Source organism: Enterobacter cloacae complex sp. P29RS (assembly GCF_014893445.1).
GTDB lineage: Bacteria > Pseudomonadota > Gammaproteobacteria > Enterobacterales > Enterobacteriaceae > Enterobacter > Enterobacter intestinihominis.
The window spans coordinates 72,027-89,472 of the sequence record NZ_JADBPZ010000024.1 but is presented as its reverse complement, the minus strand read 5'-3'; the positions used below and the strand labels follow the sequence as shown (position 1 = coordinate 89,472).

At 53.0% G+C, this 17,446-nt stretch carries 21 protein-coding genes; 9 read left to right on the top strand and 12 right to left on the bottom strand.

What is annotated here, in order from left to right; translation table 11 throughout:
* On the bottom strand, nucleotides 1–326 hold a 326-nt coding region (locus IM282_RS21920; RefSeq protein ID WP_226839908.1), incomplete at its 3' end, for a hypothetical protein.
* 87 nt (nucleotides 327–413) lie between these two features.
* On the opposite strand from IM282_RS21920, the gene csgB reads away from it, so the two are divergent.
* The 5 genes from csgB (at nucleotide 414) to ymdB (ending at nucleotide 2,844) form a co-directional block, all read left to right on the top strand.
* Nucleotides 414–869, top strand: coding sequence for a curli minor subunit CsgB (gene csgB / locus IM282_RS17770; RefSeq protein ID WP_023299774.1), 456 nt, complete (start codon nucleotides 414–416; stop codon nucleotides 867–869).
* Between the two features lie 39 nt (nucleotides 870–908).
* The gene (csgA, locus tag IM282_RS17765; protein WP_003858043.1) at nucleotides 909–1,364 is read left to right on the top strand and encodes a curli major subunit CsgA; all 456 of its coding nucleotides are present in this window, start codon (nucleotides 909–911) and stop codon (nucleotides 1,362–1,364) included.
* Between the two features lie 56 nt (nucleotides 1,365–1,420).
* Nucleotides 1,421–1,753 carry a curli assembly chaperone CsgC gene (csgC, locus tag IM282_RS17760; RefSeq protein WP_048966097.1) on the top strand — a complete coding sequence of 111 codons (333 nt, stop codon included), beginning with the start codon at nucleotides 1,421–1,423 and terminating at the stop codon, nucleotides 1,751–1,753.
* A gap of 153 nt (nucleotides 1,754–1,906) precedes the next feature.
* Complete coding sequence (locus IM282_RS17755) at nucleotides 1,907–2,227, top strand: type 1 fimbrial protein (RefSeq protein WP_045307928.1); 321 nt, start codon at nucleotides 1,907–1,909, stop codon at nucleotides 2,225–2,227.
* Nucleotides 2,228–2,307: 80 nt separating this feature from the next.
* The gene (ymdB, locus tag IM282_RS17750; protein WP_022647704.1) at nucleotides 2,308–2,844 is read left to right on the top strand and encodes an O-acetyl-ADP-ribose deacetylase; all 537 of its coding nucleotides are present in this window, start codon (nucleotides 2,308–2,310) and stop codon (nucleotides 2,842–2,844) included.
* Between the two features lie 41 nt (nucleotides 2,845–2,885).
* On the opposite strand, the gene mdoC is transcribed toward ymdB, so the two are convergent.
* Nucleotides 2,886–4,025, bottom strand: coding sequence for a glucans biosynthesis protein MdoC (mdoC, locus tag IM282_RS17745; protein ID WP_192970674.1), 1,140 nt, complete (start codon nucleotides 4,023–4,025; stop codon nucleotides 2,886–2,888).
* A 255-nt stretch (nucleotides 4,026–4,280) separates the two neighbouring features.
* Here mdoC and mdoG point away from each other — a divergent pair, with 255 nt between their 5' ends.
* The 3 genes from mdoG to IM282_RS17730 all read left to right on the top strand — a co-directional run bounded on the left by mdoG (nucleotide 4,281) and on the right by IM282_RS17730 (nucleotide 8,667).
* Entirely contained in the window at nucleotides 4,281–5,834 is a 1,554-nt protein-coding gene (mdoG, locus tag IM282_RS17740; protein WP_032622136.1) for a glucans biosynthesis protein MdoG, read from the top strand.
* Nucleotides 5,827–8,355 carry a glucans biosynthesis glucosyltransferase MdoH gene (mdoH, locus tag IM282_RS17735; RefSeq protein ID WP_022647707.1) on the top strand — a complete coding sequence of 843 codons (2,529 nt, stop codon included), beginning with the start codon at nucleotides 5,827–5,829 and terminating at the stop codon, nucleotides 8,353–8,355. Before mdoG ends, mdoH begins: the two co-directional genes overlap by 8 nt.
* 84 nt (nucleotides 8,356–8,439) lie before the next feature.
* Nucleotides 8,440–8,667, top strand: a complete 228-nt coding sequence (locus IM282_RS17730; RefSeq protein ID WP_003858030.1) for a YceK/YidQ family lipoprotein — start codon at nucleotides 8,440–8,442, stop codon at nucleotides 8,665–8,667.
* Between the two features lie 7 nt (nucleotides 8,668–8,674).
* Here IM282_RS17730 and IM282_RS17725 read toward each other — a convergent pair whose 3' ends face one another.
* The 3 genes from IM282_RS17725 to IM282_RS17715 form a co-directional block, all read right to left on the bottom strand.
* On the bottom strand, nucleotides 8,675–9,049 hold the full coding sequence (locus tag IM282_RS17725; protein ID WP_003858026.1) for a MysB family protein: 375 nt from the start codon (nucleotides 9,047–9,049) through the stop codon (nucleotides 8,675–8,677).
* Nucleotides 9,050–9,128: 79 nt separating this feature from the next.
* Nucleotides 9,129–10,364, bottom strand: coding sequence for a multidrug efflux MFS transporter MdtG (mdtG, locus tag IM282_RS17720; protein WP_192970673.1), 1,236 nt, complete (start codon nucleotides 10,362–10,364; stop codon nucleotides 9,129–9,131).
* A gap of 141 nt (nucleotides 10,365–10,505) precedes the next feature.
* Nucleotides 10,506–11,432: a Kdo(2)-lipid IV(A) acyltransferase gene (locus IM282_RS17715; protein ID WP_063199465.1), complete on the bottom strand. Its 927-nt coding sequence runs from the start codon at nucleotides 11,430–11,432 to the stop codon at nucleotides 10,506–10,508.
* Nucleotides 11,433–11,650: 218 nt separating this feature from the next.
* Here IM282_RS17715 and IM282_RS17710 point away from each other — a divergent pair, with 218 nt between their 5' ends.
* A complete protein-coding gene (locus IM282_RS17710; RefSeq protein WP_045307930.1) occupies nucleotides 11,651–12,700 on the top strand; it encodes a rhodanese-related sulfurtransferase in 1,050 nt (349 codons plus the stop codon).
* 38 nt (nucleotides 12,701–12,738) lie between these two features.
* Here the strand turns inward: IM282_RS17710 and IM282_RS17705 are convergent, their stop codons facing one another.
* The 7 genes from IM282_RS17705 to pyrC all read right to left on the bottom strand — a co-directional run bounded on the left by IM282_RS17705 (nucleotide 12,739) and on the right by pyrC (nucleotide 17,406).
* Complete coding sequence (locus IM282_RS17705) at nucleotides 12,739–13,317, bottom strand: YceI family protein (protein WP_192970672.1); 579 nt, start codon at nucleotides 13,315–13,317, stop codon at nucleotides 12,739–12,741.
* Between the two features lies 1 nt (nucleotide 13,318).
* Nucleotides 13,319–13,885, bottom strand: coding sequence for a cytochrome b (locus IM282_RS17700; protein WP_022647712.1), 567 nt, complete (start codon nucleotides 13,883–13,885; stop codon nucleotides 13,319–13,321).
* Between the two features lie 226 nt (nucleotides 13,886–14,111).
* Complete coding sequence (locus IM282_RS17695) at nucleotides 14,112–14,225, bottom strand: YceO family protein (RefSeq protein WP_192970675.1); 114 nt, start codon at nucleotides 14,223–14,225, stop codon at nucleotides 14,112–14,114.
* A gap of 50 nt (nucleotides 14,226–14,275) precedes the next feature.
* The gene (gene solA / locus IM282_RS17690; RefSeq protein WP_048966095.1) at nucleotides 14,276–15,394 is read right to left on the bottom strand and encodes an N-methyl-L-tryptophan oxidase; all 1,119 of its coding nucleotides are present in this window, start codon (nucleotides 15,392–15,394) and stop codon (nucleotides 14,276–14,278) included.
* A 114-nt stretch (nucleotides 15,395–15,508) separates the two neighbouring features.
* A complete protein-coding gene (gene bssS / locus IM282_RS17685; RefSeq protein WP_023299782.1) occupies nucleotides 15,509–15,763 on the bottom strand; it encodes a biofilm formation regulator BssS in 255 nt (84 codons plus the stop codon).
* A 275-nt stretch (nucleotides 15,764–16,038) separates the two neighbouring features.
* Nucleotides 16,039–16,284, bottom strand: a complete 246-nt coding sequence (dinI, locus tag IM282_RS17680; protein WP_022647715.1) for a DNA damage-inducible protein I — start codon at nucleotides 16,282–16,284, stop codon at nucleotides 16,039–16,041.
* 75 nt (nucleotides 16,285–16,359) lie between these two features.
* Complete coding sequence (gene pyrC / locus IM282_RS17675; protein ID WP_022647716.1) at nucleotides 16,360–17,406, bottom strand: dihydroorotase; 1,047 nt, start codon at nucleotides 17,404–17,406, stop codon at nucleotides 16,360–16,362.
* Nucleotides 17,407–17,446: the final 40 nt, after the last annotated feature.

Below are 17,446 nucleotides of genomic sequence, written 5' to 3'. Positions count from 1 at the left end.
GTATTATCTGGTTTTTTATTATTGTAAGCCAGCCGGTAAAAAGTATGAACTCTGCTAAAAACATAAGACTTCCCTAAGCCGGAATTTTTTCTTAAGAAAACTTGCTTCGTGTCACGCGCGTGACAAAAGGCATTGTCGTTTTTGTCTGAAGAAGCCGGTACAGGTTGGACAGCCTGTCTCGCTGTTGTACAAGCGCAGGAAGACATTTTTGGTTTCTGCTTTAGGCGAGTATCCCATCGTTTCAGGCGAGATTTACGACTTTGAGGTGAAGGGGAATATAAAAATAAGGCGCACGGGTGAGATATTAAACATGTTTCGGCAGACATACTCTTTTCCGTAACGCGGCGTTAACAAAACGAATCGCGTTAACGGAGTAAGGAATACCTTTTTATAGCCAGGTCCAGGGTGACAGCATGAAAAACAAAACGTTGTTTATGATGTTTACATTACTGGGTGCGCCTGGGTTTGTAATCGCAGGTGATTCAGATTTAGCCAGTTCTGAATATAATTTTGCGATAAATGAATTAAGTAAAGCTTCATACAATCAGGCAGCCATTATTGGTCAACAGGGTTCAGGAAATAATGCTGATGTACGCCAGGGCGGTTCTAAATTGCTGTCCGTTATTTCCCAGGAGGGCGGGAATAACCGCGCGAATGTTGATCAGTCAGGGACGTATAACCTTGCTTATATCGATCAGACCGGCAACGGCAACGATGCGAGTATTAAGCAGGGCGCTTTTGGCAACACCGCCATGATTATCCAGAAAGGCTCGGGTAACAGGGCGAATATAACGCAGTATGGTACGCAGAAAACAGCAGTTGTAGTACAGAGACAGTCGCAAATGGCTATTCGCGTTATTCAACGCTAGCGATGTGTGACGCCTTAATCAATCCGATGGGGGTTTACCATGAAACTTTTCAAAGTGGCAGTTATTGCAGCAATCGTAGTTTCTGGCAGTGCTTTCGCAGGTGCGGTACCACAATTTGGCGGCGGTCACGGTGGTGGCTGGGGTGGCGGCAATAACGGCCCTGACTCAACCCTGAGCATTTACCAGTATGGCGGCGGTAACTCCGCGCTTGCTTTGCAGACGGACGCCCGAGATTCTGAATTGACCATTACCCAGCATGGTGGCGGTAACGGCGCAGACGTTGGCCAGGGCTCTGATGACAGTTCTATCGATCTGCTGCAAAAAGGCTTTGGTAACAGCGCCACCATCGACCAGTGGAATAGCAAAGATTCTGTTATCAACGTGAAACAGTTCGGCGGCGGCAACGGCGCGGCGGTAGACCAGACAGCGTCCGGCTCAACGGTGACTGTGCACCAGGTTGGCTTCGGCAACAACGCGACCGCACACCAGTACTGATTCATTTCTGTACCAAAAAACAGGGCATCCGCCCTGTTTTTTTTCGGGAGGATCTCATGAGCACCTTCATTCTCCTTGCCGCGCTTGCCAGCCAGATAACGTTCAGCACCTCACAGCAGGCAAATGTGACAACCATTATTCCTCAGGTCACGCTGGCAGACGCCTGCGAATGTCAGGTTGAGGTGTTATCTGTCCGGCAGGGGCAGGGGGGACAAAGTACATCGCGGCAGAAAAATACTCTTTTTATACCCGCTAATCAGCCGATTGATTTAACGCGAATCAGTTTAAATATTCGCTCAGGGGATGCGGTAAAAATAATCGTCACCGTTTCCGATGGAAAATCGCTTCATTTATTACAGCAGTGGAACGCACCGGCAAGCACGCTTTAATCATTCATAAAATCAATGATTTAATAAAGTGGCGGCGCTGCACAGGTAAGCTATGCTGATATCAAGAACCCAGCAAACGGGTTGCTTAAATTGATACGTCATAACGGAGCGTTTTTACCCCTCAAGGACGAATTTCATTGAGGAGTACAAATAATGTTCAAATCCGCAGCGTGTATTATTTCTGGTCTGGGACTGATCCTGTCCTCTTTTTTTTCTCCGGCTTATTCAGCAACTATAGAGAATGGTGGGGTGATTCATTTTCGTGGCGCGGTGGTCGCTGACCCGTGCGAAGTCACGCCCCGGCATCGGCAGTTTGCGATTTCCTGCCCGGAAAATAACCGTATGAAAACGCATACCATCAGTTATGACGAGGCGCTCCGGGGCCATCATCCTCACTCAGCGCTGGCCGCTGTCACCATGAAATACCTGAATGAAAAGAAAACGCTTGCGGTCGTTCAGGTGGATTACCGTTAACCGCCGTTTTTTTCGCGACAGTTTTTCTCCTTCTCCCTCTGCGATACACTGATGAAAAAGGCGGGTTGCAGAGGGTGTTTATGAGACCGCAAATCGACGTTATTCATGGCGATATCACGACGGTGCACGTTGACGTGATCGTCAACGCAGCCAATTCCTCCCTCTTGGGTGGGGGCGGGGTGGATGGTGCCATTCACCGGGCCGCGGGCCCTCAGCTCCTTGAAGCATGCAAAACCGTGCGCCAGCAGCAGGGAGAGTGCCCGCCGGGGCATGCTGTTATTACGCTTGCGGGCGATCTCCCGGCCAAAGCGGTGATCCATACCGTTGGACCCGTCTGGCACGGTGGCGACCGCCATGAGGCTGAGATTCTGGAGCAGGCTTATCGTAACTGCCTGCGGCTTGCGGCAGATAACGGCTATAAGACCATGGCGTTCCCCGCCATTAGCACCGGGGTGTACGGTTATCCAAAGGAAGCGGCAGCTACGATCGCCGTGAATACCGTTTATCACTACCTTTCCCTCAAACCCATGCCGGAAAAAGTCATTTTTGTCTGTTTCGATGAGCACACCGCCGACCTGTATCAGCGGCTTTTGACCGCGCGCAGCCAGGCATTTTGATGTCTGAAAAGCAAAAACGGCGCTCTGGAGGCGCCGTTTTTTTATCCCACTTTAACCTGAGGTTTGCCTGAGAACAGGAAACGCAAAAGCGGGATCCGCAGGTGGATTTCATACAACACGATGGCAATGCCAACCACAAAGACCAGACCGGTGAAGAAGCCCAGCGCATTCGATTTGATATGCGGCGTAATGTACGCCCCGAAAAACAGCGTCAGCGGATGGTGGACCAGGTAGATAAACAGTGAAGCATTAACGAAATAGGTGACGCGACTTGATTTAAAATTCAGCAGACGATGGCCAAGGGCGAACACCACGTTAACCATCCACAGGCCCATCAGCATCGTTATCACGCTCTCTGTCTCATACATCCACGCGTCCCCGCTGCCAAAGCGCTGATTGAGAAGATAGGCGGCAAAGGCCAGCGCAGCACCCACCGCACACCAGGGGGAGGGGGTGGTAAACAGCGCTTTAAGCCGGGGATGAATAAATGCCAGCGCCCCAATCAGGAAGAAGGGAATGTAGAACAGGGTCTGCATCACCACGAAATTAAACAGCCCATCGCTCAGAATGGGAGGGTAGACAATGAGTAGCGTACGCCTGACGGCGGCATACGCGACCCCCAGCGCAAGAAACAGCAGCGACAGCTTGCCCAGGGTGATGTTGGCGAAGAAGGTCGAGGTTGCGGCGCTCGCGCGCTGGCGCAGTTGACTGAAGATCAGCAAACTCACCGTGGTTAGCACCACCAGTACCAGCAGGAACCAGAGGTGGGAAATCAGCTCCCAGACCAGGGTGTTGTATTTCTCATAGAACGAGAGATTAGGCCAGTTTTCCGCCTTGCCTTTAACATGCTGCAACATGATGAACTGCGGCAGCGTCAGCAGCGGAATGGCCGTCAACATTGGTATGCCCACGCGCTCCACGCGCACTTTCCACCACCGCTTGAGGGGATAGCGCAAGAAGAGCATGTAAGAGAAATAGCCTGAAATGACGAAAAACACCTGCATGCGGAAGGCATGGATAAAATCATTGAACAGCGTCAGCCACCAGGAGGGCATCTGGCTGTTCACATGCCAGGTGTGGCTGGAATAGATCAGTGAAATATGAAAAGGGATCCCCAATAGCATGAGCCATGCGCGGATCGAGTCGAGGAAATATTCACGTTGTACAGGGGTTGTGCTCATATAACTTTGCGCATTCTCAGACTTTTCGCCTTATCCCTAAGGCTCATAATGGTTACATTCGGAGCCAACCCTACACCAAGACCGACACCCTGTCTCCAGGATAAGCACGCAAAGTGAAAAGCGGGTTCTTTCATTTGCTTAATCCATGAGCCAGCGAGCTGAACAAAGCAGTGATAATGTTGTCGGATTGCCTGAGTTTCCATTAAAATGGATCGGATCGATATAAGCACACAAAGGGGGAAGTGCTTACTTATTATGAAACATAAACCACAAATGATGAAAATGCGTTGGTTGGGTGTAGCAGTGCTGTTGTCACTGTATACCTCATCTGCACTGGCCTTTAACATCGATGATGTCGCAAAACAGGCTAAATCGATGGCGGGCAAGAGCTACGAAGCGCCAAAAAGTAACCTGCCCTCCGTTTTCCGCGACATGAAATACGCGGACTATCAGCAGATCCAGTTCAATCACGATAAAGCGTACTGGAACAATATTAAAACCCCGTTCAAGCTTGAATTTTACCACCAGGGTATGTACTTCGACACGCCGGTTGCCATCAATGAAGTGACGGCGACCGCGGTACGTAAAATCAAGTACAGCCCGGATTATTTCAATTTTGGCGATGTGCAACACGATAAAGACACGGTGAAAGACCTCGGCTTCGCAGGCTTCAAGGTGCTTTACCCGATTAACAGCAAAGATAAAAACGACGAAATCGTCAGCATGCTTGGCGCCAGCTACTTCCGCGTGATTGGCGCGGGGCAGGTATACGGGCTTTCTGCGCGCGGTCTGGCAATTGATACCGCGCTGCCATCAGGTGAAGAATTTCCACGTTTTCGCGAGTTCTGGATCGAACGTCCAAAACCAACCGACAAACGTCTGACAATTTATGCGCTGCTGGACTCCCCTCGTGCGACAGGCGCTTATCGCTTCGTGATCATGCCAGGGCGTGACACGGTGGTTGACGTGCAGTCTAAAGTTTACCTGCGCGATAAAGTGGGCAAACTGGGCGTCGCGCCGCTGACCAGCATGTTCCTGTTCGGGCCGAATCAGCCGTCTCCGGCGACTAACTTCCGCCCTCAACTGCATGATTCTAATGGCCTTTCCATTCATGCTGGTAACGGCGAGTGGATCTGGCGTCCGCTGAACAACCCGAAACACCTCGCCGTCAGCAGCTTTGCGATGGAAAACCCGCAGGGCTTTGGTCTGCTGCAACGTGGCCGTCAGTTCTCCCGCTTTGAAGATCTGGACGACCGCTACGATCTGCGCCCAAGCGCCTGGGTTACACCGAAAGGCGACTGGGGTAAAGGCAAGGTTGAGTTGGTTGAAATTCCAACCAATGATGAAACCAACGATAACATCGTGGCGTACTGGACACCGGATCAGCTGCCTGAAGCCGGTAAAGAGATGAACTTCAAGTATGCGATCACCTTCAGCCGTGACGAAGACAAACTGCACGCACCGGATAACGCGTATGTGATGCAGACGCGTCGTTCTACGGGGGACGTGAAGCAGTCCAACCTGATTCGTCAGCCGGATGGCACGCTGGCATTTATCGTGGACTTCACCGGGCAGGATATGAAAAAACTGGCGCCGGATACTGCCGTGACGGCACAGGCCAGTATTGGCGATAACGGTGAAATCGTTGAGAACGCCGTGCGTTACAATCCGGTCACCAAAGGGTGGCGTTTGACCCTGCGCGTGAAGGTGAAAGATCCGAAACAGACCACTGAAATGCGCGCCGCGCTGGTCAGTAACGATAAGCCGCTGAGTGAAACCTGGAGCTATCAGCTACCTGCCAATGAATAATACATCTGAATATATTGATGCCATGCCGCTAACGGACATTGAAAAAGCGGCACTCCCTGCGAGCGACATCCGCGCGGTTCACACCGCGCTGGATGGTGAACATCGTCACTTTTCCCGTGATGATGATACGCCGCTGGGGTCAGTGAAGGCACGTCTGGAGCAGGCATGGCCAGACTCGCTGGCAGAAGGGCAGTTAATCAAGGATGACGAAGGGCGTGACCAGCTACAGGCGATGCCGAAGGCCACGCGTTCCTCTATGTTCCCCGATCCGTGGCGCACCAACCCGGTGGGTCGCTTCTGGGATCGCCTGCGTGGGCGTGACGTGACGCCGCGCTATCTGTCACGTCTGACCAAAGAACAACAGGCGTCCGAGCAGAAATGGCGTACCGTGGGAACGATTCGTCGTTACATTCTGCTGCTGCTGACGCTGGCACAGACGGTTGTCGCCACCTGGTACATGAAAACTATTCTGCCGTACCAAGGCTGGGCACTGATTAACCCTGCTGACATGATTGGCCAGGATATCTGGGTCTCCTTCATGCAGCTGCTGCCGTATATTTTACAGAGCGGCATCCTTCTGCTGTTTGCCGTGCTGTTCTGTTGGGTCTCCGCCGGGTTCTGGACGGCGCTGATGGGCTTCCTGCAACTGCTGATGGGGCGTGACAAATACAGCATTTCCGCGTCGACGGTCGGGGATGAACCCCTCAATCCTGAGCACCGTACCGCGCTGATCATGCCTATCTGTAACGAAGATGTTGACCGCGTATTCGCCGGGCTGCGTGCCACCTGGGAGTCCGTAAAGGCGACCGGTAACGCGGCGCATTTCGACGTCTACATCCTGAGCGACAGCTACAACCCGGATATCTGCGTGGCAGAGCAAAAAGCCTGGATGGAGCTGATTGCTGAAGTGCAGGGCGAAGGGCAGATCTTCTACCGTCGTCGTCGTCGTCGTGTTAAGCGTAAGAGCGGGAACATCGATGACTTCTGTCGTCGCTGGGGTAACCAGTACAGCTACATGGTGGTACTGGATGCGGACTCCGTGATGAGCGGCGACTGCCTGAGCGGGCTGGTCCGTCTGATGGAAGCCAATCCGAACGCGGGTATTATTCAGTCCTCGCCAAAAGCGTCCGGTATGGACACGCTGTATGCGCGCTGCCAGCAGTTTGCGACCCGCGTCTACGGGCCGCTGTTTACTGCCGGTCTGCACTTCTGGCAGCTGGGTGAATCTCACTACTGGGGCCACAACGCCATTATCCGCGTGAAGCCATTCATCGAGCACTGCGCCCTGGCGCCGCTGCCGGGTGAAGGATCGTTTGCCGGGTCCATTCTGTCGCATGACTTTGTGGAAGCCGCGCTGATGCGTCGCGCAGGGTGGGGCGTCTGGATTGCCTACGATCTGCCGGGCTCGTATGAAGAGCTGCCGCCGAACCTGCTGGATGAGCTCAAGCGCGACCGCCGCTGGTGTCACGGTAACCTGATGAACTTCCGCCTGTTCCTGGTGAAGGGGATGCACCCTGTTCACCGTGCGGTGTTCCTGACGGGCGTCATGTCCTATCTGTCTGCGCCGCTGTGGTTTATGTTCCTGGCACTCTCGACCGCGTTGCAGGTTGTGCATGCCCTGACGGAGCCGCAGTACTTCCTGCAACCGCGCCAGCTGTTCCCGGTGTGGCCGCAGTGGCGTCCGGAGCTGGCGATTGCGCTGTTCGCGTCGACCATGGTGCTGCTGTTCCTGCCTAAGCTACTCAGTATCATTCTGATCTGGTGTAAAGGTTCGAAGGAGTACGGTGGTTTCTGCCGCGTAACCCTTTCACTGCTGCTGGAAGTGCTGTTCTCGGTCCTGCTGGCACCGGTGCGTATGCTGTTCCACACGGTATTCGTGGTGAGCGCGTTCCTGGGATGGGAAGTGGTGTGGAATTCACCGCAGCGTGACGATGACTCTACGCCATGGAGTGAAGCCTTTATGCGCCACGGCTCTCAGCTGCTGCTGGGCCTGGTGTGGGCCGTTGGTATGGCCTGGCTGGATCTGCGTTTCCTGTTCTGGCTGGCGCCAATCGTCTTCTCGCTGATCCTGTCGCCGTTTGTGTCGGTGATTTCCAGCCGTTCTACGGTGGGACTGCGTACCAAACGCTGGAAGCTGTTCCTGATCCCGGAAGAGTATTCTCCGCCGCAGGTGCTGGTGGATACCGATACCTATCTGGAGCAGAACCGCAAACGCACGCTGGATGATGGCTTTATGCACGCCGTGTTTAACCCGTCATTCAATGCGCTGGCAACCGCGATGGCGACTGCGCGTCACCGCGCCAGCCAGGTGCTGGAGATCGCCCGCGATCGCCACGTTGAGCAGGCGCTGAACGAGACGCCAGAAAAGCTTAACCGCGACCGTCGTCTGGTGCTGTTGAGCGATCCGGTGACGATGGCACGGCTTCACTACCGCGTGTGGACTTCTCCGGAGAGATACTCTTCGTGGGTGAACTACTACAAGGACGTGAAGCTGAATCCGCTGGCCCTGAAGACGAAGTAAGTTGTTAAGTAGGGCGGGTAAGCGAAGCGCCACCCGCCAAATAAAATACCGGCTGTGAGGCCGGTATTTTTTTAGAGGTCAGAAATGAAAGTAATCATCGTCGTCATGATGGCATGCCTGCTCAGCGGCTGCGGCAGCATCATCAGCCGCACCATTCCCGGACAGGGCCACGGGAATCAGTACTACCCCGGCGTACAGTGGGATGTCCGCGATTCCGCATGGCGCTATCTCACCGTGCTCGATCTGCCGTTTTCGCTGATTTTCGACACGCTACTGCTGCCCATCGATGCCAGCCACGGCCCTTACGAGTAACGAGAGCTTATCGCTCGTCCCATTCGTCCGCTGCGGCCTGACCTTCTTCGGTATCCAGCGGCGGTTCGAGCTGAAACTCACCTTCATCCCATTCATGCAGCGTATTTTCTTCCAGCCACTCCTGACGTAACTCAATTTCGTCATAGTCGCCGTCGAATACCGCCTGCGCACCTTCACCACTCAATATCGGCAGACATTCTCCGTCTTCACCTTCATCAGCAAAGAATTCGGCCTGCCACATAATATCGCCGTCCTGAAGAACGTATTTTTGGATATTGAGTTGTTGCACGTCAGCATCTTCTTCCTCAATGCCGGGATTATCGGCGAGGAATTCTTCGCGAGCGGCATCAATTGCTTCTTCCAGCGTGGCGTACATGGTCATTGGTGTCTCCCTGTTTTTCGTGAAGGTATTCAGGGAAAGAATAGCTGATTATATGATTTTGCAAGTATGAATGCGTAAATTAGCCGTCACGATGTTGTGTTATGCGCGCCGGGCGTAGCGCCCGGGATAAGCTGAGCCAGGAATAAACAGCGTTGAACAGCACGACGCCTGCCGTCACGATAAAGACCGCCCGGAAACCGAAACTGGCCGAAACCCCCGCGCCGACCAGCGGCCCGGTGACGTTACCCAGATCGCGAAACGACTGGTTGTAGCTGAAAATACGCCCGGCAATCTGGTTGGTGGAGTTATAAACCAGCAGCGTCTGCACCGCAGGAAGCAACGCGCCGTCCGCTGCGCCCAGCAGAAAGCGCAACACGCCGAGCTGCCAGGGAGACTGCACCATCGACATGGGGATCAGCAGCAGAACGGAGAGGATCAGGGCGCAGATCAGAATTTTCTCCGGGCCGATGCGATCGCCCAGCTTGCCGAGCCGCGGCGCGCTCAGCAACGCGGCCACGCCGGGAACAGAGGCGATCACGCCGCTGATAAAGGCGATATTGCTGACGTTGCCGGCCAGGTCGCGGACATAGAGCGTCAGAATAGGCGCGATTGAACCGGTGGCCACCTGAATAATCATGGTGGTCACAAACAGGCTCAGCACCAGCTTTGGGTTTTTCAGCGAGGCCAGCACATCCCGGGCGTGCAGCATCTCTTTTTTGGCTACCGGCGTGAAATTCTCACGGATGCAGATAAGCGTCACGAGGAAGCAGAGGAACAGCACGCTGGCGGTAATGAAGAATACCGGCCGCAGTCCGTAATGGTCGGCCAGCAGCCCGCCCGCCAGCGGACCCAGCAGTGCGCCGCTTACGCCGCCAGTGGAGAGCGTACCCAATGCCCAGCCGCTTTTATGGCGTGGGCTTTGGGTTGCGATCAGGGCGTTGGCATTGGGGATAAATCCCCCGAGCAGACCCAGGAGCGCGCGTAATATCAGAAACTGCCAGACATTCTGCGCCACCCCCATCAACAGCATTATGATCGCCATGCCGAGCGCGGAGCGCAGCAGCATAATTTTGCGGCCTTTGCGATCCGCAAGCCCACCCCAGAAAGGCGACGCAATGGCGGAGAACAGGAACGTAATGCTGAACACCAGGCCGGACCACATATTCAGTGCGCTATGGCCGGTGACGCCGAGCTGTTCAACGTAGAGGGGCAGGAAGGGCATTACCAGGCTAAAGGCGGCGCCAGTAAGAAAACAACCCAGCCATGCAACCGTCAGGTTGCGTTTCCAGTTTATGGGAGCATCTGTGGAGGACATAACTATCCGCATAATGAGGTGCAGGGCACCGTGACCAGTGAGGTAATAAGCCTGCTAATTATGCGCCTGGGGTATGATTGCCGCAATGACGGGGAGCTTTTAAAGCTAAAACAGCTTGCGGCCCGGAAGACCGCATGCAGATTAATAACGAGAAGGGACGCCCTGAGGCCGGGTTTTGAAGCGGCGATGCAGCCACATGTACTGCTCGGGAGCGAGCATAATGCATTTCTCCACAATGCCGTTCATCCAGCGCGCGGTAGTTTCCGCGTCGTCGAGCGGCGGAGCGAGTTCCGGCTCCAGCATGATAAGCTGATAGCCTGAACCGTCCGGCTTACGGCGCGGCACAAACGGCACGATAGCCGCTTTGGACATCCGCGCCAGCATCCAGGTCCCGGTGGTTGTCGCCGCATCTTCCACCGCAAAGAACGGGACAAACACGCTGGATTGCGGGCCATAGTCATGATCCGGGGCATACCAGACCACTTCACCTGATTTGAGGGCGCGGATCATCCCTTTAAGGTCTTTGCGGTCGATCATGCTTTTATTCGAGCGCATGCGTCCGTTGGTCTGTATCAAATCGATAACCGGATTATCGTTGGGACGATAAACGCCAATACCCGGTGCCTGCATGCCGAACATGCGCGCGCCAATTTCGAGCGTCAGGAAATGAACGCCAATCAGCAGGACGCCAGTCTGGTTGGCCTGGAGATTATGCACCGGATCCATGCCGGTTCCGGCCACTTCCGTCCAGCGCGCCATGCGCTTATCAGACCAGAACCAGGCCATACCGGTCTCCATCAGTCCCATGCCGACAGATTCGAAGTTTTTAACCACCATGTCGTGACGCTCAGATTCGCTCATCTGAGGAAAGCAAAGCTCAAGATTTCGATACGCGATCCTGGCGCGACGCTTCATAAATTGTTGAGCAATGCGGCCCAGTCCTTTACCCATGCGGAAAATTACGGGATAAGGCAGCTGTACAATTAGCCACAACAAGCCAATGCCTGACCATGTTAACCAATAGCGTGGGTGTAAAAGCGCGGCAGTAAATTTCGGTAACTGGGTCATGTCTGTCCTGTGTTCTAACGTCCTGAAGGGCTATTGTCTCATTTTTTGAGGCATAGCCAAAATGTCTGTCATCGAAACATGAAAGAATATGCAAGTGTTAAGTCTGATTAATCAGGTTGACTGAAATGTAGCGTAAATTGTGTGGATGTAAATTGTCTTTGTTTGCTATATCATGCCGACCGATTTTTATTTCTCAACGATTGCAGGACTTGTACACCATGCCAGTGTTACACAACCGCGTTTCGAATGAGATGTTGAAAGCGCGTATGTTGGCCGAAACCGAACCGCGCACAACGATCTCTTTCTATAAATATTTTACCATCAACGATCCACAGGCGACCCGCGATGCGCTTTACCAGTCTTTCACCGCCCTGAACGTGTTTGGTCGCGTCTATCTGGCGCGTGAGGGTATTAACGCGCAGATCAGCGTGCCGGAAAGCAAAGTCAGCGCCTTCCGCGATTTCCTTTATGGTTTTGATCCGGCGCTTAACGGCTTACGCCTGAACATTGCGCTGGATGATGACGGCAAATCGTTCTGGGTGCTGCGCATGAAGGTGCGTGAGCGTATTGTGGCGGATGGCATCGACGATCCGAACTTCAATGCCGCTAATGTGGGGGAGTACCTCAAGGCCGCTGAAGTGAACGCGATGCTCGACGATCCGGATGCAGTGTTCATCGATATGCGTAACCACTACGAATATGAAGTGGGCCACTTCGAGAATGCGATGGAAATTCCTGCCGACACTTTCCGCGAACAGCTGCCGAAAGCGGTTGAGATGATGCAGGAGCATAAAGACAAAAAGATCGTTATGTATTGCACCGGGGGGATCCGCTGCGAAAAAGCCAGTGCCTGGATGAAACACAACGGTTTTAATAAAGTCTGGCATATTGAGGGTGGGATCATTGAATATGCCCGCCGCGCCCGCGAGCAGGGGTTACCGGTGCGTTTTATCGGTAAAAACTTTGTGTTTGATGAGCGTATGGGCGAGCGAATTTCAGAGGACGTAATCGCTCACTGCCACCAGTGCGGTACGCCGTGCGACACGCATACCAACTGCAAAAACGACGGTTGTCATCTTCTGTTTATTCAGTGTCCTGCATGTGCCGAGAAGTTTAATGGCTGCTGTAGCGAGCTGTGCAGTGAAGAGAGTATCCTGCCTGAAGAAGAGCAACGTCGTCGCCGTGCCGGGCGCGAGAACGGGAATAAGATCTTTAATAAATCCCGGGGCCGACTGAATACCAAACTGGGTATTCCGGACCCGGAGTAAAACATTGCCCGGCGGCGTAAAAGCCTGCCGGGCCTGTTTTATGACTTCTGCTGAACGCCTTCCACCGAAATAATCAGCTCTACATCCTGCGATGCCGGTCCTAAATCTGTGGTGATATTAAAATCTTTCAGATGAATTTTGCCGGCGGCTTCAAAGCCAGCACGTTTTCCGCCCCACGGATCGTCGCCCTGGCCGATTAATTTCGCATCCAGTGTTACCGGTTTTGTTACGCCGTTCAGCGTAAGATTACCGGTAATAGCGAGCTTATCACCGTCTTTCTTCACTTCTGTCGACGCGAAAGTAGCTTGCGGGAATTTGCCTACGTTCAGGAATTCAGCGCTGCGCAGATGTTTATCACGCTCGGCGTGATTAGTGTCGACGCTGTTAGTATTAATGGTGACGTTTACTTTATCGGCAGCAGGGTTTTTCTCGTCGAAACTAAATGTGCCATCGAAATCATTGAACGTACCATATAACCAGCTGTAACCCAGATGCTGAATACGGAAATTGACGAAGGCATGCTGGCCTTCTTTATCAATTTTATAGTCGGCGGCAATGGCCGAACCGGTGGTAAATAACAGCGAACCTAATACGATACCCAACAGGCGTTTTTTCATTTTATGCTCCAGAGTCAACTGACGAACGGCCAAGCATGCGCTTCAGCGTATCGTCTTTATCGATAAAGTGGTGTTTCAGGGCCGCAAGGCCATGCAGAACAGACAGGATCACCACGCTCCATGCCAGCCACAGATGAACCACACCTGCGGTGTCAGCCTGTGAACCGGCGTCAGCCAGCGTGGCAGGGACGTCAAAGAGCCCAAACACGCTGATCGGTTTGCCGTCTGCGGTCGAAATGAGATAACCGCTGATCAGAATGGCGAACAGCAGGGCATAGAGTGCGATATGTGCGCCAACAGCGCTTATGCGGGTAAGACGGCCATGGCTTTTGGGGGCTGGAGGGGGCGGAGAGAGATGTCGCCAGATCACGCGGAAAACCAGACCCATCATCAGCAGAACCCCAATGCTTTTGTGCAATTCAGGGGCCTGATGATACCAACCGTCATAATAGCTTAATGTCACCATCCAGAGGCCGAGACCAAACATGGCATAGACAGCAAGTGCAAATAGCCAGTGTAAACACATGGATATTATTCCGTAGCGGCTGGAGGAGTTACGCCATTGCATATGAATTTCCGTTCTCAAATGACTGAGCAATAAAAATGGCCGGATTAATTAAATAATGCAACTGAAAAAAAGGAATAATGTTATTTAGTTATTTTATTTCAGCGAATTTGAATATGTTTCCGCAATGTATTTCAATCGCTTCGTTCAATAAATTTGAGATGACTTTTTATAAAAACTATAAGTTAAATAAGTTTAAAGGAGTGTCAATAAACGTCAGTGATGGTTTTCAGAAGAATACAATAAAGATGACGTCAACAATCGCCAGCAGCGACCAAAGGACAATGTAGAGCATGAAATGCTCGCGGATGTTATTGATAAGGTAATCCACCAGTCTGCGCATCATGATCCTCTCGCAAATCAGGCTCCGGTTATTCGGAGCCTGTAGCGGTATTATCGGCTAAAGCGCGAGAGCGCGAAGGGTTTGAGATCAAACGAAGGCGCAATCCCCTGAGCAAACTGGGCGGCGATTTCACCTAACACAGAGGCAAATTTAAACCCGTGACCGCTGAGCCCGGTTACGATCAGGGTGTTGTCGTGCCCAGGCAGGGTGTCGATGATGAAGTCTTCATCTGGCGTATTGTCGTAGGTGCACGCTGCGCCATAAAGCAACCCGCCTACGCCCGGCAGAATATTACGCAGGAACGTGAAGGCTTCGGAACCATCCTGCGGATAGGCTCCGTACGGCTTGCGTTCTTCCGCAGAGGAAATGACCTGTCCGCCGTTATGTTTGCCAATCTTGAGCGCGTCTTTTTCCGAGGGGAAACCGTAGTACTGGTCGCCATTAGGTAACTCGCCCGTGAACGCCGGGAATTTGTTCTGGCTGCTGTAACGCCCGTCAGACTGGAACCAGGAGAAGACTTTGCGTACCGGCTGGATGGGCAGATCCGGCAGCAGTTTCGTCACCCACGTTCCCGCACTCACCAGCAAGCGCGTGGCGGTATATTCACCTTCAGACGTGGTGACGGTTGAACCCCCGGCATGGTGGGTGATACCCGTGACCGGACAGTTAAACAACTGTGCGCAGCCCGCTTTGGCGGCGAGATCAATCCAGGTCTTAATGGCCGTTTCGCTGTGCAGTACCCCGGAATTGGCTTCAAACAATCCAATGTAGTCTTCAGGGACAGAAATTTCCGGCCAGCGCGCCATTATGTCGTTCGCATCCAGACGCTCAACGTCCAGACGGTAGGCTTTCGCGCTCTCCTCGACATTCGCCAGAAACGTGGAGTTGGCGGGCCCCAGATTAATAACCCCGGTGCGCTCAAAAATGCGTTCTTCGGTGAGTGCGGCCAGCTCATCCCACAGCGTCTGAGCCCGAAGCACCAGCGGTACATAGCGCTCACCTTCGCCGTAAGCGTGACGGATGAGACGGGTATCGCCGTGATGGCTTCCTTCAGAATGAGGGGGTAGGTGGGCGTCAATCATCAGCACATTCAGACCCGCCTGCGTAGCGTAATAACCGGCTGCAGATCCAACGGAGCCGCTTCCGATAATGATCAAATCGTATTTCATAGGCTTCTCTTTACTAACGCTTTGTTAGCAGAGTAATTAACTATGTGGGCTTATACAAGAGCGAAATAAATAAGGCACCGCGAGGGTGCCTGTTGAGGGAAAAGGGGCATAAGGTCAATGCCGTTTATACTCATTTTCCTGGTAGTCGCCAGATTCTATTTTTGCGATGCCTGCTTCCAAAATAGAAATAAACTGACGGGCGACGTCTGTTGTAAGCCACAGCGTCTGTCCAACTTCCGCTTCGTCACGGTTTAGCTGATTCGGGGTCTGGTAGTGCAAACGCAGCATCAGCGCATCGTAGCTGTCTACGGTGCTGATATCCCAGCCAACGAGTGGATGGGTCTGGATGACTTCATTATTCTTTTCCATTATAACCCCCTTAATGCGTGTTAGAAGACAACGACTTTGAGGTTCAATGCATGTTTTTCTGAAAGCTTTTTCAGTATATCAATTAATAAGGGTTCCGCAGGAAAAAATAAACGGGTAGCAACACATTTTTCTGCTTTTTAGGATTGTTCGAACAATAAAACGTCATCTTGTTCACGATTTTCTAAGAAGATACTGAAATATTTTGAACTTTCAGGAGACGAAACGAAAAAAAAGCCGGGGCGACCCGGCAAAAAAACACAATGAGGGAGCAAATTTTAATCAGTGATAAACCAGTCGTCGGCGCTTTCCCATGTTTCCTGCAAAATTTCGCTGATGCGGTCTTTGTCTTCTTTCGCGCCGCCAATGACGGAAAGATGGTTTGCTGTCGCATAACGTACCGTTATGGCGCCATCGTTTTCAGGAAAAGTGCTGTTAATACGTCGGGATAGCTCACCCGCCAGAGCGTCGAGTGCGCCAGCAGGCAGGACGGTGGTTTTGGCAATGGTGACTTCAATACGCATAAATGCCCCCTGTGTAATATACTGTTTATTTATACAGTTATGTTGGCGGTTTGACAACAGGGGGATGACAATTTTTTAGCTTTTTACCGTCCAGCTTACGGTTTCACCTGCCAGGAAGGGGATCAGCGTATCGTCGGTGAGCGCAATCGACGCTTCAACCTGGCTTTCTTTGCGCTCCAGCTCAATGAACGTGTCATTAACCGGCAGACCGTAGAAACGCGGGCCGTTAAGGGAGCAGAAGGCTTCGAAATGGCCTAACGCGTTCATCTCGTCAAAGACGGTTGCGTAACTTGCCAGGGCGGTCGGGGCGTTAAAGCAGCCTGCACAACCGCAGCTCGCCTCTTTTCGATGACGGGCATGCGGGGCGGAATCCGTGCCGAGGAACGCGCGCGGGAAGCCGCTGGCGACCAGCTCACGTAGCGCCTGCTGGTGGATATTGCGCTTGAGGATCGGCAGACAATACAGATGTGGGCGAACGCCACCCACCAGCATGTGGTTACGGTTAAACATCAGGTGCTGCGGGGTGATGGTGGCGGCAATCAATTCGTTTCCATCCCGGACATACTCTGCGGCATCTTTGGTCGTAATGTGTTCAAACACTACCTTCAGCCCAGGAAGACGCTGGCGCAGCGGCTCCATGACCGTTTCGATAAAACGCGCTTCGCGATCGAAAATATCAATGTCAGCGTGGGTCACTTCCCCGTGCACCAGCAGTGGCATTCCCAGTTTTTGCATTCGCTCCAGAACGGGCATGATGGCGTCGATGCTCGTCACCCCATGGCTGGAGTTGGTGGTGGCGTTTGCCGGGTAGAGCTTCGCGGCGGTGAACACACCTTCGTTAAATCCGCGCTCAACCTCATTGGGATCCAGCGAGTCCGTCAGGTAGCAGGTCATCAACGGAGTAAAATCGTGCCCGGCCGGAACGGCGTCAAGGATACGCTGGCGATAGGCGATCGCGGCCTCGACGGTGGTGACTGGCGGAACCAGGTTAGGCATAACAATCGCACGGCCATAAATTTCGCTGGTATACGGCACGACGGTTTTCAGCATGTCGCCATCACGAAGATGGATATGCCAGTCGTCTGGGCGGCGGATTTTGAGAACCTGGGATTGTACAGTCATGGAAGCTCCGGCTTGAAAGGGATCAGTCATAAGATGGCTG

What these genes read in the sequence shown, in the direction of transcription:
- csgB (WP_023299774.1), top strand. Translation starts at nt 414, where the DNA reads ATGAAAAACAAAACGTTGTTTATGATGTTTACATTACTGGGTGCGCCT.
- csgA (WP_003858043.1), top strand. Translation starts at nt 909, where the DNA reads ATGAAACTTTTCAAAGTGGCAGTTATTGCAGCAATCGTAGTTTCTGGC.
- csgC (WP_048966097.1), top strand. Translation starts at nt 1,421, where the DNA reads ATGAGCACCTTCATTCTCCTTGCCGCGCTTGCCAGCCAGATAACGTTC.
- IM282_RS17755 (WP_045307928.1), top strand. Translation starts at nt 1,907, where the DNA reads ATGTTCAAATCCGCAGCGTGTATTATTTCTGGTCTGGGACTGATCCTG.
- ymdB (WP_022647704.1), top strand. Translation starts at nt 2,308, where the DNA reads ATGAGACCGCAAATCGACGTTATTCATGGCGATATCACGACGGTGCAC.
- mdoC (WP_192970674.1), bottom strand. Translation starts at nt 4,025, where the DNA reads ATGAGCACAACCCCTGTACAACGTGAATATTTCCTCGACTCGATCCGC.
- mdoG (WP_032622136.1), top strand. Translation starts at nt 4,281, where the DNA reads ATGAAACATAAACCACAAATGATGAAAATGCGTTGGTTGGGTGTAGCA.
- mdoH (WP_022647707.1), top strand. Translation starts at nt 5,827, where the DNA reads ATGAATAATACATCTGAATATATTGATGCCATGCCGCTAACGGACATT.
- IM282_RS17730 (WP_003858030.1), top strand. Translation starts at nt 8,440, where the DNA reads ATGAAAGTAATCATCGTCGTCATGATGGCATGCCTGCTCAGCGGCTGC.
- IM282_RS17725 (WP_003858026.1), bottom strand. Translation starts at nt 9,049, where the DNA reads ATGACCATGTACGCCACGCTGGAAGAAGCAATTGATGCCGCTCGCGAA.
- mdtG (WP_192970673.1), bottom strand. Translation starts at nt 10,364, where the DNA reads ATGTCCTCCACAGATGCTCCCATAAACTGGAAACGCAACCTGACGGTT.
- IM282_RS17715 (WP_063199465.1), bottom strand. Translation starts at nt 11,432, where the DNA reads ATGACCCAGTTACCGAAATTTACTGCCGCGCTTTTACACCCACGCTAT.
- IM282_RS17710 (WP_045307930.1), top strand. Translation starts at nt 11,651, where the DNA reads ATGCCAGTGTTACACAACCGCGTTTCGAATGAGATGTTGAAAGCGCGT.
- IM282_RS17705 (WP_192970672.1), bottom strand. Translation starts at nt 13,317, where the DNA reads ATGAAAAAACGCCTGTTGGGTATCGTATTAGGTTCGCTGTTATTTACC.
- IM282_RS17700 (WP_022647712.1), bottom strand. Translation starts at nt 13,885, where the DNA reads ATGCAATGGCGTAACTCCTCCAGCCGCTACGGAATAATATCCATGTGT.
- IM282_RS17695 (WP_192970675.1), bottom strand. Translation starts at nt 14,225, where the DNA reads ATGCGCAGACTGGTGGATTACCTTATCAATAACATCCGCGAGCATTTC.
- solA (WP_048966095.1), bottom strand. Translation starts at nt 15,394, where the DNA reads ATGAAATACGATTTGATCATTATCGGAAGCGGCTCCGTTGGATCTGCA.
- bssS (WP_023299782.1), bottom strand. Translation starts at nt 15,763, where the DNA reads ATGGAAAAGAATAATGAAGTCATCCAGACCCATCCACTCGTTGGCTGG.
- dinI (WP_022647715.1), bottom strand. Translation starts at nt 16,284, where the DNA reads ATGCGTATTGAAGTCACCATTGCCAAAACCACCGTCCTGCCTGCTGGC.
- pyrC (WP_022647716.1), bottom strand. Translation starts at nt 17,406, where the DNA reads ATGACTGTACAATCCCAGGTTCTCAAAATCCGCCGCCCAGACGACTGG.